The sequence below is a fragment of the Amycolatopsis sp. NPDC028719 genome (genome assembly GCF_055565395.1).
In genome coordinates this window covers 48,773-65,260 of the sequence record NZ_JBVHUL010000002.1, presented here as the reverse complement: position 1 = coordinate 65,260, position 16,488 = coordinate 48,773, and the positions used below count along the sequence as shown (strand labels likewise).

Genomic DNA, 16,488 nt, shown 5'->3' with positions numbered 1-16,488 from the left:
CGAAACTCACGAGCCATGGAAGACCTGCGCGACGAAGACGGCGGCGATCACCCCCACGGTGACGAGCACGGTCAGCACGAAGAGCAGGCCCCACGGCACCTGCCGGATCGGCCGCTGCCGAGGGAAGACCGAGTGCCCCCGCGGTCCGGGCGTCCGCGGGCCGGGATCATCGGCGGCCGCCGGAGGCGGATCGGGCGGCAGCGGCACGACGGCGGGGAGCACGGGCAGCCGCTCGAGCTTCGGCAGGCGGGCGGGGAAGCCATCGGCGAGCAGCGCGGCCCGCGGCGGGGCGAGGTGGGCGAGGGAGAGGGCGTAGCAGGCGTCGAGGACGTCGTCGGCCGACCAGACGGTCCGCCACCGGTTGTGCTGCCCGATGATCCGCCGCAGCCCCCGCGGATCGGCGAGCACGACGGCCACACCGGGGAAGGAATCGGTTCCCAGCCAGGGCGGGCCGAGGTGGTCCCGGGCTTGGTCCGGCGCGGGTTCACCCGGGTCGGGCTCGCGCCAGGCCGGGCCCGGTTCGCTCCGCGTTTGGCTCGGCTTCGCGCCATCCTGGTCCCGCTCGTCCCAGGATTGGTCCTGCTCACGCCAAGCCGAGCCCGGCTCGCGGTCGCCCGGAGCCGGTTCGCTCCCGGTTTGGTGCGGCTGCACCCCTCCCTGGTCGCGCCCACCCCAGGATTGGTCCTGCTCACGCCAAGCCGCGCCCGGCTCGCCCTGCTCCGGCTCACGCCACGTCTGTTCTGGCGCGCGGTCGGCCTGCTCCGGCACCCGCCAGGCAGATCCCGGCTCGAGTTCGCCCGGGTCCGGCTCATGCCACACCGGATCCGGCTCGTGCCAAGCGGAATCCCCTGTCGGCGAGCGCGACTCCGCCATCGGTTCGCGCGGCGCCGGTACCGTGATCGTCTCGAGCCCGGGAGGACCGGCCGCGGACCCGGGACCCACCGGCTCGGCCAGTCGATCCGGCCGCTCCACCACTGGTTCGGGCGCATTCGCCGTCGCCTCGGGCAGCCCCGCCGGAACCACCGCGACCAGCCCCGTCACGTACCGCCCGCCGTCGTGTGCGGCCAACGCTCCCTTCGCCGCCGCCACTCCCGCGCCCGCCCGCTCGGCCGAGCCCGGCGAAACGCCCGGTGAGTGCGCCGCGATCACCACCACCCCCGACCGGGTGAACACCAGCGCGTCCACGAAGCGGGGGCCGAGCCGGCTCGGGACCGTGATGCCGGTCAGGGCCAGCCCCGTCAGGTGGTCCGGTCCCGGACCCCAGGAACGCAGCAACCCCACGAGGTGCGCCGCCGCCGCGGGCAGGTGCCGCTCCTCGCCGGTGCGCTGGAAAGCCACGAGCACCGCCGGTCACTCCTCCCACGAGTAGAGCCCCCTCGACGGTAGGAGCCGGACGGGCCGCCACCCAGCAGCCGAACGAGTGATCGAACGCCACTGTGCGTAGCCGAGGGCATGCTGGACCCACCACCAGCACGAGGGAGACTCGATGCCCCCACCCGCCTACCAAGGCCGCGCGCTCGACGTCGACCGGCCGTTCTACCGACGGCTCGCCGAGGACGCAGACCGTGAACTCGTCGACGCCTTCCAGATCCCGATCCGCTCGGGCCGCGCCTGGCGGGTCCCGCGCGGCCACCTCTGCCGCTTGAAGACCGTCGAGGGTCCGCAGGTCGGCGACCTCAACCTGTGGAACGCCGACGACCCCCGCGAACGCTTCTGGGCCGCCCGCACCCGGCAGCTGCAGCGCGCCCACGTCAGCACCTTCGACCGGCTCTGGTCGACGCTCCCCTTCCTCCGCCCACTCGCGACGATCACCGCCGACACCCTCGAGGACCACGGCGTGGACGCGGACGGCGGCCGCGTGCACGACCTGCTCGGCACCCGCTGCGACCCGTATGTCAACCGGCTGCTCACCGGCGAGGACTTCGACTTCCACTGCCACTCGAACCTCGTCCGGGCGGTCGCGCCGTTCGGGTTGACGGAGTTCGACGTGCACGACGTCCTGAACGTCTTCCAGTGCACCGGTCTCGACGACGACCGGTACTTCATGAAGGCCTGCCCGGCCCGTCCGGGCGACCACTTCGAGTTCTTCGCCGAGGTGGACCTGCTGTGCGCGCTGTCCACCTGCCCGGGCGGCGACCTCTCCGTCCCGCTCTGGGGACCGGGCGCGCGCGACCCGATCGACGTCTGCCACCCGATCGGCGTCGAAGTCTTCAAACCGCACCCCGACCGGCTGGAACACTGGCGCGAGCCGGAGCGCGCGGCCTACCGGGGCCTGCACGGCGTCCGGCTGCCGGAGTGGGGCGGTCCGGCGTAACCGTGGTGCCGCAACGGGAATCGACGCGAAGGTTCTCCCCGCGCCCGGTCCGTGTGATGATGGACGGCCGGGGACACCGATCGGCTCGGCGAGGAGTGCGAGTGGACCTGCGGACCGAGATCGCGCAGTCGTGGCGGCGGGCGGAGCTTTCCGGGCTTTCGCCGGCCTCGTCCGTCGAGCGGCTGAACGTCACCGACGTCGACAGCCGCAGCCGGCTGCTGCGGGCCGCCTCGCCGGTGCTGGACGAACTGGCCCGGCAGCTGGCCGGCACGCGGTTCTGCGTCGTGCTCGCCGACGACGAGTGCCGCATCGTGGCCCGTCGGTTCTCGGAGCGGTCGGTCGAGCTGGCGCTGGAGAACATCAGCGCCGTCCCGGGCTGCCAGTTCCTGGAGGAGCGGACCGGGACGAACTCCCTCGCGACGCCGTTCGAGACCCGCCGCGGCGTCTCCGTCGACGGCGACGAGCATTTCCTCGAAGCCATGAAGCAGTTCACCTGCTACGGCCACCCCGTCGTCCACCCGACGACCCGGCGGCTGGCCGGCGTCCTCGACATCACCGGCCCCGCCGGCGACGCGAACCCGCTGCTCGGGCCGTTCCTGCGGCGCGCGGTCGCCGACCTCGAACGGCGGCTGCTCGACGGCGCGAAGCTCGCCGAACAGCAGCTGCTGGCCGCGTTCCAGTCGGTGCAGCACCGGGCGTGCGCGGTGCTGGCGCTCGGCCAGGACGTCGTGCTCGCGAACACCGCGGCGACCGAGCTGGTCGACACCGCGGACCACCGGCTGCTGCGCGAGCTGGGCCGGACGCAGCGCGGCCTCGGCCGGCTCCGGCTGACGTCGGGGACACCGGTCGAGGTGCGCGTCGAAGCGGTGTCGGCGAGCGCGGGCCTGCTGTTCGAGCTCGCGCCGGTGCGGACGTCGAGCCCGGTCGTGTCGCGGCCGCGGAGTTCACGAGGCCTCTTCCCCGCCCAGGTCGACGAGCGGCTCCGCAGCGCGGGCCGCGCCCGGCGGCGCGTGCTGATCTCCGGCGAGCCGGGAGCCGGCCGCAGCACGGCGGCGCGGGTCGTGGCCGGGGACGAGCCGGTGCACGAGTTCGACGCGTCCGACATCGTCACCGGCGCGGCCGAATGGTGCGCCCGGGTCGAAGCCGCCGCTTCGGCGCCCGGCCTGCTGGTGATCGACGGCGTCCAGCTGCTGCCCCCGCTGGCGGCGGTCCGCCTGGCCCGCCTCCTGGACACGACGACGGCGTGGTTCGCACTGCTCAGCGGACCTTTGCCAGAGCTGCGCGGCGAGCAGGCGACCCTGGCGGCGCGCATGCACCGGCGGATCGAGCTGCCGCCGCTGCGCGAGCGCCGCGACGAGATCCCGGCGATCGCCCGCGCCCTGCTGCCCGGCTCGCTCCGCTTGACCCCGGGCGCCCTGGAGCTGCTGAGTTCCCAGCAGTGGCCGGGCAACCTCCGCGAGCTGGAGGGCGTCTTGGCGGGCGCGGCCGACCGCCGTTCGGCGGGCGACCTGACGGCGGCCGACATCGCACCGGGCTGCGCGGACACGGCCCCGGGAGCGGCACTGAGCGGCTGGGAGCAGGCGGAGTACGACGTGATCGTCCGGACGCTGCGCGCATGCGACGGCAACAAGGTGCGGGCGGCGAAGCAGCTGGGCATCAGCCGCTCCACGCTCTACAACCGGATGCGCGCCCTGCGGGTCCGCTGACACCTCGCCTCGCCTCGCCTCGCCTCACCGAGCCGGCCGGTTCTGCGAGCGGGCGGCCGGCGTCGGGGGGTGCGAGCGGACCCGGCTCACCCGGCCGGACCTGCGGTGTCCGGGATTTGGACACTCCACCGACGCCACCCCTCCACACAATCGAGCCACCAAGGGTGCACCGCCGCACGTGGAGGAGATGGCCGTGAAGACCAAGGCAGCCGTACTGTTCGATGCCGGAAAGCCGTTCGAGATCATGGAACTGGACCTCGACGGCCCGGGCCCGGGCGAGGTGCTCATCAAGTACACCGCCGCCGGGTTGTGCCACTCGGACCTGCACCTGATCGACAACGACCTCGTGCCGCGCTTCCCGATCATCGGCGGCCACGAGGGCGCCGGGGTCGTCGAAGACGTCGGCCCCGGCGTGACCAAGGTCCAGCCCGGCGACCACGTCGTCTGCAGCTTCATCCCCAACTGCGGCACCTGCCGCTACTGCTCCACCGGCCGCCAGAACCTGTGCGACATGGGCGCCACCATCCTCGACGGTCACATGCCGGACGGCACCTTCCGCTTCCACGGCGGCGGCCAGGACTTCGGCGCCATGTGCATGCTCGGCACGTTCTCCGAGCGGGCCACCATCTCGCAGCACTCGGTCGTCAAGGTCGACGACTGGCTGCCGCTGGAGACGGCCGTGCTGGTCGGCTGCGGCGTCCCGACCGGGTGGGCCACGGCGAACTACGCCGGCGGCGTCCGGGCCGGGGACACCACCGTCGTCTACGGTATCGGCGGCATCGGCATCAACGCCGTGCAGGGCGCCGCGCACGCGGGCGCGAAGTACGTCGTCGCGGTCGACCCTGTCGAGTTCAAGCGGGAGGCCGCGCTCAAGTTCGGCGCCACCCATGCCTTCGCGACCGCGGCCGAAGCCGCCGAGAAGGTCAACGAACTGACCTGGGGCCAGCTGGCCGACCAGGCGCTGATCACCGTCGGCACGGTCGAGGAGGACGTCGTGAGCGAGGCGTTCAACGTCGTCGGCAAGGGCGGCACCGTCGTCATCACCGGGCTCGCCAACCCCGAGAAGCTGACCGTGCACGTCTCCGGTGGCGTGATGACGTTGTTCGAGAAGACGATCAAGGGCACGCTGTTCGGCTCGGCGAACCCGCAGTACGACATCGTCCGGCTGCTGCGGCTCTACGACGCCGGGAAGCTCAAGCTCGACGAGCTGGTGACCCGCAAGTACACCCTCGAGCAGGTCAACGAGGGCTATCAGGACCTGCGCGACGGCAAGAACATCCGCGGCGTCATCGTCCACTCCGCGTAGCCGGTCCTTCGCAGTCCACAATGGACCTCGACGGCGCGTACCGGCTGAATCCGCTGGTGGCGTTGCGCCCCGAGCCGTTCGGGGCGCTCGCCTACCACGCGGGCGACGGGAAACTGTCCTACCTGGCCTGCCCGGATCTGGTGCGGTTCGTGCGCGCACTGGTGATGCACGCGTCGTTGCGCGACGCACTCGACGCCGCGGAGCTGGGCGGCACCCGCCGGGCGCGGATCCTCGCCGCCCTGGAGGCCCTGGCCGACACCGGTGTCATCGTCGCGGACCCCGGAGCCGCGAGCCGCTGAGGGCCACCTTCAGGGCACGGATGCCCTGAAGGTGGCCTTCAGGGACGCGGCGCGTTGCGCAGGTTGGCGCGCGCCAGGTCGACCATCTTGCCGACGCCGCCGTTGAGCACGGTCTTCGTGGCACCCAACGCGAACCCGCGCACCATCTCGCCGGTGATCCGCGGCGGGATCGACAGCGCGTTCGGGTCGGTCACCACCTCGACGACCGCCGGGCCCGGGTGCGCGAACGCCTTCTCCAGCGCGCCGCGGACGTCGGCCGGATCCTCGACGCGCTCGGCGAAGATCCCGCACGCGGACGCGATGGCGGCGAAATTCACCGGCGCGTGGTCGGTGCCGAAGTCCGGGAGGCCGTCGACGAGCATCTCCAGCTTCACCATGCCGAGCGTGGCGTTGTTGAACACCACGACCTTCACGGGGACGTCGTAGGCGGGCAGGGTCAGGAGGTCGCCCATCAGCATCGCGAGCCCGCCGTCGCCAGAGAGCGACACGACCTGGCGGGCCGGCTGGGCGAGCTGCGCGCCGATCGCGTGCGGCAGCGCGTTCGCCATGCTGCCGTGCCGGAACGAGCCGAGCACGCGGCGGCGGCCGTTCGGGGTCAGGTAGCGCGCGGCCCAGACGTTGCCCATGCCGGTGTCCACGGTGAACACGGCGTCGTCGGCCGCGACCTCGTCGAGCACCGAAGCGACGTACTCCGGGTGGATCGGCCGGCGGTGCTCGATCTTCGTCGTGTACGCGCCGACGACCTTCTCCAGCTTCCGCACGTGCTCGCGCAGCATCCGGTCGAGGAACGCGCGATCGGTGCGGGGACGCAGCAGCGGCAGCAGCGCCCGCAGCGTTTCCTTGACGTCACCGTGCACCGCCAGCTCCAGCGGCGTCCGCCGGCCGAGCCGCGAAGCGTCGTGGTCGATCTGGATCGTGCGGGCCTGCGGCAGGAACTTGTCGTACGGGAAGTCCGTGCCCAGCAACAGGATCCGGTCGGCCTCGTGCATCGCGTCGTAGCAGGCCCCGTAGCCGAGCAGGCCGCTCATGCCGACGTCGAACGGGTTGTCGTACTGGATCCACTCCTTGCCGCCGAGCGAGTGCCCGACCGGCGCGCCCAGCTTGTCCGCCAGCGCCATGACCTCCTCGTGCGCGCCGCGGACGCCCGCGCCGGCGAAGAGCATCACCTTTTCGCCCGAGTTCAGCAGGCCGGCCAGCTCTTCGACGACTTCGGCGGGCGGCACGGCGGGCGACGGCGTCACGAGCGGGAGGCGCTCGGTCAGCGGGCCGGTGGCCTTGCGGTCGGCGAGGTCGCCCGGGATGGTCAGCACCGCGACGCCGCCCTTGCCGACGGCCGCCTGGGTGGCGATCCGCAGGAGCCGCGGCAGCTGCGCCGGGTCGGCGACGACTTCGCTGAAGTGGCTGCACTCGGCGAAGAGCCGGTCGGGGTGCGTCTCCTGGAAGAAGCCGGTGCCGATCTGGTTCGACGGGATGTGCGACGCGATCGCGAGCACCGGCGCGCCCGAGCGGTGCGCGTCGAAGAGGCCGTTGACCAGGTGCAGGTTGCCCGGCCCGCAGCTGCCCGCGCACACCGCGAGCTTGCCGGTGACCTGCGCTTCGGCCGCCGCGGCGAAGGCGGCGGTCTCTTCGTGCCGGACGTGCACCCACTCGATGCCGTCGGTGCGGCGGACCGCGTCGACGATCGGGTTGAGACTGTCGCCGACGATGCCGTAGATGCGCTCGACGCCCGCGTCCCGCAGGGTCCTGACCAGCTGTTCTGCCACGGTTGCCATACCTCCAGCGTGGCCCGTGCCGACCGATGCGTCCAATGCCTGATTGGATGAAAATCCATACACTGGAGACATGGACGTCCAGACGCTGCGCCTCTTCCGCGAGGTCGCCGGCGGCGCGACCGTCACGGAGACCGCGGCCGGCGCGCACCTGACCCAGCCGGCGCTCTCCCGCGCCCTGCGGCGGCTGGAGCACGACGCCGGGGCCGAGCTGTTCCGCCGGTCCGGGCGGGTGCTGCGGCTGACCCCGGCCGGGCACGCCTTCAAGCGGCACGTCGACGTCGTGCTCGACCAGCTCGACCAGGGCCTGCGCGAGGTCGGCGAGATCGTCGCGCCGGGCACCGGGGTCGTCCCGCTGGCCTTCCTCCACACGTTCGGCACCTGGCTGGTGCCGTCGATCCTGCGAGGCTTCCTGCGCGAGCACCCCGGCGCCCGGTTCGAACTGCGGCAGCACGGCGAGGCCGGGCTCGAGGCGGAATTGCTCGACGGCACCGCGGACCTCGTCGTCACCAGCGGCGACCCGCGGCATCCGCAGCTGCACTGGGAACGCCTGCTCGTCGAGCCGCTGCGGCTCGCGGTGCCGCCGCACCACCGGCTCGCCGGGCGGCGGCGGGTCCGCCTCGCCGACGTCGCGGACGAGACGTTCATCCTGCTGCGGCCGGGTTACGCGCTGCGCGAAACCACCGAGCGCCTGTGCGCCGAGGCCGGGTTCGCGCCGCGGATCGGCTTCGAGGGCGACGAGGTCGAGACGCTGCGCGGGCTCGTCACCGCCGGGCTCGGCGTGTCCGTGCTGCCCCTGCCGCACCCGGCCGCCTTCCCGGCACCGCACCTGTCACTGACCGATGTGGACGCTGCCCGCGACATCGGCCTCGCCTGGGCGGCCGGGCGGACTCTCCCGCCACTGAGCGAAACCTTCCGGCGGCACGTCCTCGCCGCCGACCTCGACCGTCCACTTGGGACGATGTGAGAACCACCTTACGACCACGCAAAGTGACTGCCGGTGTGACAGGGTGGTGACATGGTCGCTGCGCTGAGATCCTTCCTGACGTCCTGGACCTCCGTAACCCCCGTCCTCGGCCTCCTCGTGCTGGCGCTCGCCTGGGGCCGCGACCTCGGCCCCGTCTTCGTGGCCCTCGTCGCCCTCGCACTCGGCGCGACGGTGCTGGCCGCGGTGCACCACGCGGAGGTCGTCGCGCACCGCGTCGGCGAGCCGTTCGGGTCGCTCGTGCTCGCGGTCGCGGTCACCGTCATCGAGGTCGCGCTGATCGTCACGATGATGGTTTCGGGTGGCCCGGAGGCCGGGTCGCTCGCGCGGGACACCGTGTTCGCCGCCGTGATGATCACGACCAACGGCATCGTCGGCATCTCGTTGCTCGTCGGTGCGCGCCGCTACGGCGTCACCCTGTTCAACTCCGAGGGCAGCGGCGCCGCGCTGGCGACGGTGGCGACCCTGGCCACGCTGAGCCTGGTGCTGCCGACGTTCACCTCCAGCACCCCCGGCCCGGCGTTTTCGCCGGCGCAGCTGGCCTTCGCCGCCGTCGCGTCCCTGGTGCTGTACGGGACGTTCGTGCTGACGCAGACGATGCGCCACCGCGACTTCTTCCTCCCGGTGGCCGCCGACGGCGAGGTCAAGGAGGACGAGCACGCCGAACCGCCGTCGAACGGGGCGGCGCTGGGCAGCCTCGCGCTCCTGCTGGTGGCGCTGGTCGCGGTCGTCGGGCTGGCGAAGGTGGAGTCGCCGGCGATCGAGGCGGGCGTGCGCGCCGCCGGGTTCCCGCAGTCGTTCGTCGGTGTCGTGATCGCGTTGCTGGTCCTGCTGCCCGAGACGCTGGCGGCCACGCGCGCGGCGCGGCGCGACCGGATGCAGATCAGCCTCAACCTCGCCTACGGTTCGGCGATCGCGAGCATCGGCCTGACCATCCCGGCCATCGCGCTGGCCTCGATCTGGCTGCCGAGCGAACTGCTGCTCGGCCTCGGCTCGACGCAGATCGTGCTGCTGGCGCTGACCGTCGTGGTGAGCGTGCTGACGGTGGTGCCCGGCCGCGCGACACGGTTGCAGGGCGGCGTGCACCTGGTGCTGGTGGCCGGATTCCTCGTCCTGGCCGTCAACCCCTGACGCACTTTCCCGTGAAAGTGCGTCACCTTCCCCGCATGACCTCGATCCCCACCACGCAGGTGTCGTCGTCGGTGTCGGCCGTGCTGTAGGTCAGCAGCGTGTCCAGCTGGTTTTCCAGCCCGCCGTCGTGGCCCTTCACCAGGCTCACCAGGCGCGACACCGTCTCCTGGACCGGCCGGTCGCGGCGCTCGACCAGGCCGTCGGTGTAGATCAGCAGGATGTCGCCCTCGTCGAGCTGGAGCTCTTCCTCCTGGTAAGCCACGTCGCGGACCGCGCCCAGCAGTGAACCGCGCAGCAGCGGCAACGTCTTCGCGCCGCCGTCGCGGTGGCGGACGATCGGGGGCAGGTGCCCCGCCCGCGCCCAGCGGAGCTTGCGGGTCGCCGGGTCGTAGACCGCCGCGACCGCCGTCGCCGTGACGTGGTCGGTCAGGTGGTAGGCCACCAGGTTCAGCCACGTGAGCAGCTGCGCCGGCCCGGCGCCGGTCGCCGCCAGGCCACGCAGGGCGTTGCGCAGGCTCACCATCCCGGTGGCCGCGTCGATGCCGTGCCCGGCGACGTCGCCGACGCACAGCAGCACCTCGCCGGTCGGCAGCGCGACCGCGTCGTACCAGTCGCCGCCGACCAGGTGCTCCTTCTCCGCCGGCCGGTAGCGGACCGCGGCACGCAGGCCCGGCATGTCGATCGGGCCCTTGGCGGGCGGCATGATCGCGTGCTGCAGCTGCAAGGCGAGCCGGTTGCGTTCGATCGCCTCCTGCTCGGTCTCGGCCAGCCTGTCCCGCGTGGCGGCCAGCGCCACCTCGGTCCAGTGCTGCGCCGAGACGTCCTGGTAGGCCCCGCGGACCGCGACGAGCTCACCGCGGCCGTCGACGACCGGCTCGGCGACCACCCGGATGTGCCGGGCGACGCCGTCGGAGCGCTCCAGCCGGAAGGCCGTCGACGACGGGCGCTTGTGGTGCAGCACCGCCCGCAGGAACCGGCCGATCGACGGCGCGTCGTCGGAGTGCGCGTGCTTGGCCAGTTCGTTCAGCGACAGCGGCGTCGCGGTCGGCGGCAGGCCGTACAACGCGAACAGCTCGGTGTTCCAGGTGATCGCCCCGGTCACCACGTTCTCCTCGAAGCCGCCGATGCGGCCGAGCCGCTGGGCGTGCTGCAGCAGCACCGCGAGCTTGGCCGCGTCGTCCTGGATGCGCAGGATCAGGAGCACGTTGCCGGCGAACCGCGTCACGCTGATGTCGGTGAGGACGGTCAGCGGCACCTGGTCGACGAGGGTGGTGACCGCCATGCTCTCGGCGCGGAACGGCTCACCGGTGGCGTAGACCCGCTGGATCATGTCCAGCAGACCGCTCTCCTCGGCCGCGAGCGGGTAGGTCTCCAGCAGCCGCGTGCCGACGATCCGGCTGCGCGGCCGCCCGCCGGGGTCGGCGAACCGGACGTTGGCGTGGTGGATGCGGAAGTCGCTCAGCCGGCCGCCCTCGAGGCACGGCGAGAGCAGCACGGCGGGGTCGTGCAGCCCGTCGACGAAGTCCACCAGTTCGCCGAGGAAGTCCCCCGAACCGGCGGCGGCCACCGGGGCGACCACGCCGTCCCAGGTGTCGAGCGTGTGCGCGCACAGCTCCGCCAGGGCCTCCAGCTGCCGACGCAGGCGCCCGGGCTCGGCGGGCAGCGGGTCCGGCCAGCACATCTCGACGACCCCGATGATCCGGCCGCCGGTGCCGGTGGGCACCGCGACGCGGCCGCCCTCGGCGAGGGTGTGCTGCCCGATCGACGGCAGCCCGCCGCCGGTCAGGGTCGGGTACCAGACCGTGTCGCGCTCGAGCAGCGCGTTGCGGGCCGGAGTCGCGACACCGGGCGGGACGTAGCGCCAGCGAGCCGCCTCCTCGGCCGAGAACCCGGCCGACCCGGCGAGCGTCAGCGACCCGTCGGGCCCGGCGAGCCACACCGCGACCGCGGTCGCGCCGAGCGGCCGCAGCGCGTGCTCCAGGATGGACTCCGCGACGCGCTGGGTGTCCCCCGCCGCGAGCACGCCGCTTTCGGCCGTGCGCAGCCGCACCGCGACGGACTCCTCGCCCTCGGCGCGGGCCAGGAACTCCTGCGTCACCTCGGTGATCCGGTCCTCGGCCGCTTCGCCGACGACGTCCGCGGCGAACTCCAGCGGCGTCAGCCCCGCGCGCTCCGCCAGCGTCTCCAGCTGCCGGGCGGCGTCGGCGGGCGTGCAGTGCAGGCGCTCCATCAGGACGCCCTTGGCCAGCTCGATCAGCGCGCGCCCGTCGGCGACGGCGTGGGCGTGGTCGACCTCGCCGCGCAGGCGGGCGACGGTGTCGGCGAGCCGGGCGAGGTTGGCCGACACCTGTGCCGCCGGCACCGGGACGACCTGCTCCTCGATGGCCGGCCGCTCCTCGCCGATCACGCCGTCACGTGCCGCTTGATGCGGGCGATGAGATCGTCCGCGTCCACCGGCTTGGTCACGTAGTCGGTGGCGCCCGACGCGAGGCTCTTCTCCCGGTCGCCGGGCATCGCCTTGGCGGTGACCGCGATGATCGGGATGCCGGCGTGCTCGGGCATCGCGCGGATCTTCGCCGTCGCGGTGTAGCCGTCCATCTCCGGCATCATCACGTCCATCAGGATCAGGTCGATGCCCGGGTGCGTGGCGACGGTCTCGACGCCCTTGCGGCCGTCCTCGGCGTGCAGCACCTGCATCCCGTGCAGTTCCAGGATTCCGGTGAGCGCGAAGACGTTGCGCGGGTCGTCGTCGACGATCAGCACCGTGCGCCCGGCCAGGGTCGTGTCGAGGTCGGCCGCCCGCACCGGCGCGGCCGGCTCGTCCGGGCGGACCAGCGGCAGCACCGCCCCGGGTTCCTCCGCCGACAGGTGCAGCGCGATCCGCTCGCGCAGCTCGTCGAGGCCGGACAGCACCTCCAGCGACGGCACGTCCGCGCGGGACTGCACCAGCTGCTCCAGTTCGCTGTCGAGCCGGCGGCTGTTGTGCGCGAGCACCGGCACCATCCGCAGCGCGCTGTCGCCCTGCATCGCGTCGAGGAAGCCGAACGCCGTGCGGTCCGGCAGGTCCAGGTCCAGCACGACGCAGTGGTAGGCGTCGGTGGCGAGCGCGGCCGCGGCCTCCTGCGTGCCGACCGCCGTCACGACTTCCACCTCGGCCGGCGAGATCCCCATGTCCCGGCTGTCGGCCAGGTCCGCCGCGGCGCTCTCGGCAACGAGCGTCAGCAGCCCGTGCTGGCGCTCCTCCACGACCAGCAGCCGCCGGTGGGCACGCGGCGCCGACGTCGTGACGGCGGTGCCGGCCTCCCCGATCGTGACGGCCGTGCCGGGGTGCTCGCCCGCCGGCAGCGTCGCGAAGTCCGGCCGCGCGACCGGCAGGGAGAAGGTGAACGTGCTGCCCTCGCCGGGCGTGCTCTCGGCGGTGATGAACCCGCCGAGCAGCTGGGCGATCTCGCGGCTGATCGACAGGCCGAGCCCGGTGCCGCCGTACTTGCGGCTGGTGGTGCCGTCGGCCTGCTGGAAGGCGCCGAAGATCGACTCCAGCTGGTGTTCGGCGATCCCGATGCCGGTGTCGGTGACCCGGAACGCGACGGCGGGCCCGTGTGCCCGCAGCGGCCGGGGCAGCGTCTCCGGGTCGACGGGCTCGATGTGCAGCTCGATCCCGCCGACCTCGGTGAACTTGACCGCGTTGGACAGCAGGTTGCGCAGCACCTGCCGCAGCCGGGAGTCGTCGGTGAGCAGCTCCACCGGCGAGCCGGGGGCGACGGTGATCCGGAAGTCGAGGTTGCGCTGGGAGGTCATCGGCCGGAAGGTCGCTTCGACGTAGTCCAGCAGGCCGCGCAGCGACACCTGCTCCGGGGTGACGTCCATCTTCCCGGCCTCGACCTTCGACAGGTCGAGGATGTCGTTGATCAGCTGCAGCAGGTCCGAGCCCGCGGAGTGGATGATGCCCGCGTATTCGACCTGCTTCGCGGTGAGGTTGCGGGTCGGGTTCTGCGCGAGCAGCTGGGCGAGGATCAGCAGGCTGTTGAGCGGGGTGCGCAGCTCGTGGCTCATGTTGGCCAGGAACTCCGACTTGTACTTCGACGCGATCGTCAGCTGCTGGGCCCGCGCCTCCAGCTCCTGGCGCGCCTGCTCGATCTCGAGGTTCTTCGTCTCGATGTCGCGGTTCTGCGTGACGAGCAGCGCCGCCTTCTCCTCCAGCTCGGCGTTGGACGACTGGAGCTCTTCCTGACGCGCCTGCAGCTCCTCGGACCGGGTCTGCAGCTCGGCGGTCAGCCGCTGCGACTCGCCGAGCAGCTCGTCGGTGCGGGCGTTGGCGACGATGCTGTTGACGTTGACGCCGATCTGCTCCATCAGCAGCTCGAGGAACGCCCGGTGCACCGCGGTGAAGCCGTGCACCGACGCCAGCTCGAGCACGCCGAGGACCTGGTCCTCGACGACGATCGGCAGCACGATCAGGCTGGCCGGCGCGGTGCTGCCGAGCCCGGACGAGATCGTCGCGTAGCCCGGCGGGACGTCGTCGACCGCGATCGGGCGCCGGCTGCGCGCGGCCTGCCCGACCAGCGACTGGCCGATCCGGAACCGCGTCACCGGGCCCTCGCCTTCGGGGTGCCCGTACGCGCCGACCAGCCGCAGCTCGGGGACCTCTGTCGTGTCGTCGGCCAGGTAGAACGCGCCGTACTGGGCGTTGACCAGCGGGACGAGCTCGTCCATCACCGCGGCCGCGACGACGGCGAGGTCGCGGCGGCCCTGCATCAGCCCGGTGATCGTGGCGAGGTTCGACTTGAGCCAGTCCTGCTCCTGGTTCGCCCGAGTCGTCTCGCGCAGCGACTCCACCATGGAGTTGATGTTGTCCTTCAGCTCGGCGACCTCGCCGGAGGCGTCGACGGTGATCGAGCGGGTCAGGTCGCCCTCGGCCACCGCGCTGGTGACCTCGGCGATCGCGCGGACCTGGCGGGTGAGGTTCCCGGCCAGCTCGTTGACGTTCTCGGTGAGCCGCTTCCAGGTGCCCGACACGCCCTCGACCTCGGCCTGACCGCCGAGGCGGCCTTCGCTGCCGACCTCGCGCGCCACGCGCGTGACCTCCGCGGCGAACGCCGAGAGCTGGTCGACCATCGTGTTGATCGTGGTCTTGAGCTCGAGGATCTCGCCGCGCGCGTCGACGTCGATCTTGCGGGTCAGGTCGCCCTGCGCGACCGCGGTGGTCACCTGGGCGATGTTGCGGACCTGCCCGGTGAGGTTGTTCGCCATCGAGTTGACGTTGTCGGTGAGGTCCTTCCAGGTGCCCGCGACGTTCGGCACGCGGGCCTGGCCGCCGAGCATGCCCTCGGTGCCCACCTCGCGCGCCACGCGGGTGACCTCGTCCGCGAACGCCGACAGCGTGTCCACCATCGTGTTGATGACGTCGGCCAGCGCCGCGACCTCGCCCTTGGCCTCGACGGTGATCTTTCCGGACAGGTCGCCGCGCGCGACGGCCGTGGCGACCTGGGCGATCGAGCGCACCTGGCCGGTCAGGTTGGACGCCATCACGTTGACGTTGTCGGTGAGGTTCTTCCAGGTCCCGGACACGCCCCGGACGGTCGCCTGACCGCCGAGGTTGCCCTCGGTACCGACCTCACGCGCCACCCGGGTGACCTCGTCCGCGAACGCGGACAGCTGATCCACCATCGTGTTGATGGTGTCCTTCAGCTCCAGGATCTCGCCGCGGGCGTCGACCCGGATCTTCTGGGACAGGTCACCGCGCGCGACCGCGGTGGTGACCTGGGCGATCGACCGGACCTGCGCGGTGAGGTTGTCGGCCATGACGTTGACCGACTCGGTGAGGTCCTTCCACGTCCCGGAGACGCCCTTGACGTCGGCTTGGCCGCCCAGGCGGCCCTCGGTGCCCACCTCACGGGCCACTCTCGTGACCTCGTCCGCGAACGCGGACAGCTGATCCACCATCGTGTTCAGCGTGTCCTTCAGCTCCAGGACCTCGCCGCGGGCGGTGACGTTGATCTTTTGCGACAGGTCGCCCTTCGCCACCGCGGTGGCGACCTGGGCGATGTTGCGGACCTGGTCGGTCAGGTTGCCCGCCATGAAGTTCACCGAGTCGGTGAGGTCGCGCCAGGTGCCGGAGACGCCCTTGACGTCGGCCTGCCCGCCCAGCCGCCCTTCGGTGCCCACTTCGCGGGCCACTCTCGTGACTTCGTCGGCGAAGGAGGACAGCTGGTCGACCATCGTGTTGATCGTGCTCTTGAGCTCGAGGATCTCCCCGCGGGCGTCGACGGTGATCTTCTGCGAGAGGTCACCCTTCGCCACCGCCGTGGTCACCTGGGCGACGTTGCGGACCTGGTCGGTCAGGTTCCCGGCCATGAAGTTCACCGAGTCGGTGAGGTCGCGCCACACGCCGCCGACGCCGGGCACCTGGGCCTGGCCGCCGAGCCGGCCTTCGCTGCCGACCTCCCGTGCCACCCGGGTGACCTCGTCCGCGAACGACGACAGCTGGTCCACCATCGTGTTGACGGTGTCCTTCAGCTCCAGGATCTCGCCGCGCGCGTCGACGTCGATCTTCTGCGACAGGTCGCCCTTCGCGACCGCCGTCGCCACCTGCGCGATGTCGCGGACCTGGGTGGTGAGGTTGCCGGCCATGGCGTTCACCGAGTCCGTGAGGTCCTTCCACGTGCCGGACACGCCGGGGACCTTCGCCTGCCCGCCCAGCTGCCCCTCGCTGCCGACCTCCCGCGCGACGCGGGTGACCTCCGAGGTGAACAGCGACAGCTGGTCGGCCATGCCGTTGAACACGGTGGCGATCTCGCCGAGCAGGCCGTCGGCCCCGCCGGGCAGCCGGATGCCGAAGTCGCCGTCGCGCACGGCGGTCAGGCCGGCCAGCAACCGGCGCAGCTCCTGCTCCCCCGCCTCGCCCACGCCTGCGACTGCGCCTTTGGCACCCGGGCGCGTCCCCTCGACCATTGCCCCACCCATCCGCCACCCGTTCCT

At 72.4% G+C, this 16,488-nt stretch carries 10 protein-coding genes; 6 read left to right on the top strand and 4 right to left on the bottom strand.

The features are described from left to right. Positions 1-6 precede the first annotated feature (6 nt). Positions 7-1,344, bottom strand: a complete 1,338-nt coding sequence (locus ACZ4TR_RS08150) for a hypothetical protein (RefSeq protein WP_465286363.1) — start codon at positions 1,342-1,344, stop codon at positions 7-9. A 142-nt stretch (positions 1,345-1,486) separates the two neighbouring features. On the opposite strand from ACZ4TR_RS08150, the gene ACZ4TR_RS08145 reads away from it, so the two are divergent. The 4 genes from ACZ4TR_RS08145 (at position 1,487) to mftB (ending at position 5,625) form a co-directional block, all read left to right on the top strand. After that, the gene (locus ACZ4TR_RS08145) at positions 1,487-2,314 is read left to right on the top strand and encodes an urea carboxylase-associated family protein (protein ID WP_465286362.1); all 828 of its coding nucleotides are present in this window, start codon (positions 1,487-1,489) and stop codon (positions 2,312-2,314) included. A gap of 101 nt (positions 2,315-2,415) precedes the next feature. Continuing rightward, complete coding sequence (locus ACZ4TR_RS08140; RefSeq protein WP_465286361.1) at positions 2,416-4,020, top strand: sigma-54-dependent Fis family transcriptional regulator; 1,605 nt, start codon at positions 2,416-2,418, stop codon at positions 4,018-4,020. A 193-nt stretch (positions 4,021-4,213) separates the two neighbouring features. Beyond that, on the top strand, positions 4,214-5,326 hold the full coding sequence (locus tag ACZ4TR_RS08135; protein ID WP_465286360.1) for an NDMA-dependent alcohol dehydrogenase: 1,113 nt from the start codon (positions 4,214-4,216) through the stop codon (positions 5,324-5,326). Positions 5,327-5,346: 20 nt separating this feature from the next. Then, complete coding sequence (gene mftB / locus ACZ4TR_RS08130) at positions 5,347-5,625, top strand: mycofactocin biosynthesis chaperone MftB (protein WP_465286359.1); 279 nt, start codon at positions 5,347-5,349, stop codon at positions 5,623-5,625. Between the two features lie 38 nt (positions 5,626-5,663). Here the strand turns inward: mftB and ACZ4TR_RS08125 are convergent, their stop codons facing one another. After that, positions 5,664-7,397 carry a pyruvate dehydrogenase gene (locus tag ACZ4TR_RS08125; RefSeq protein ID WP_465286358.1) on the bottom strand — a complete coding sequence of 578 codons (1,734 nt, stop codon included), beginning with the start codon at positions 7,395-7,397 and terminating at the stop codon, positions 5,664-5,666. A 70-nt stretch (positions 7,398-7,467) separates the two neighbouring features. Between ACZ4TR_RS08125 and ACZ4TR_RS08120 the strand changes: the two genes are divergently transcribed. Further along, positions 7,468-8,361: a LysR family transcriptional regulator gene (locus tag ACZ4TR_RS08120; protein ID WP_465286357.1), complete on the top strand. Its 894-nt coding sequence runs from the start codon at positions 7,468-7,470 to the stop codon at positions 8,359-8,361. Positions 8,362-8,412: 51 nt separating this feature from the next. Beyond that, entirely contained in the window at positions 8,413-9,510 is a 1,098-nt protein-coding gene (locus tag ACZ4TR_RS08115) for a calcium:cation antiporter (protein WP_465286356.1), read from the top strand. 22 nt (positions 9,511-9,532) lie between these two features. Here ACZ4TR_RS08115 and ACZ4TR_RS08110 read toward each other — a convergent pair whose 3' ends face one another. Together ACZ4TR_RS08110 and ACZ4TR_RS08105 are read right to left on the bottom strand one after the other, a co-directional pair. Continuing rightward, positions 9,533-11,917, bottom strand: coding sequence for a SpoIIE family protein phosphatase (locus tag ACZ4TR_RS08110; protein WP_465286355.1), 2,385 nt, complete (start codon positions 11,915-11,917; stop codon positions 9,533-9,535). Then, a complete protein-coding gene (locus ACZ4TR_RS08105) occupies positions 11,914-16,461 on the bottom strand; it encodes a HAMP domain-containing protein (RefSeq protein ID WP_465286354.1) in 4,548 nt (1,515 codons plus the stop codon). The genes ACZ4TR_RS08110 and ACZ4TR_RS08105 overlap by 4 nt, the downstream gene beginning before the upstream one ends. Between the last annotated feature and the right edge of the window lie 27 nt (positions 16,462-16,488).

Coding starts and splice junctions, on each gene's coding strand:
- ACZ4TR_RS08145 (WP_465286362.1), top strand. CDS start 1,487: ATGCCCCCACCCGCCTACCAAGGCCGCGCGCTCGACGTCGACCGGCCG.
- mftB (WP_465286359.1), top strand. CDS start 5,347: ATGGACCTCGACGGCGCGTACCGGCTGAATCCGCTGGTGGCGTTGCGC.
- ACZ4TR_RS08125 (WP_465286358.1), bottom strand. CDS start 7,397: ATGGCAACCGTGGCAGAACAGCTGGTCAGGACCCTGCGGGACGCGGGC.
- ACZ4TR_RS08120 (WP_465286357.1), top strand. CDS start 7,468: ATGGACGTCCAGACGCTGCGCCTCTTCCGCGAGGTCGCCGGCGGCGCG.
- ACZ4TR_RS08115 (WP_465286356.1), top strand. CDS start 8,413: ATGGTCGCTGCGCTGAGATCCTTCCTGACGTCCTGGACCTCCGTAACC.
- ACZ4TR_RS08105 (WP_465286354.1), bottom strand. CDS start 16,461: ATGGTCGAGGGGACGCGCCCGGGTGCCAAAGGCGCAGTCGCAGGCGTG.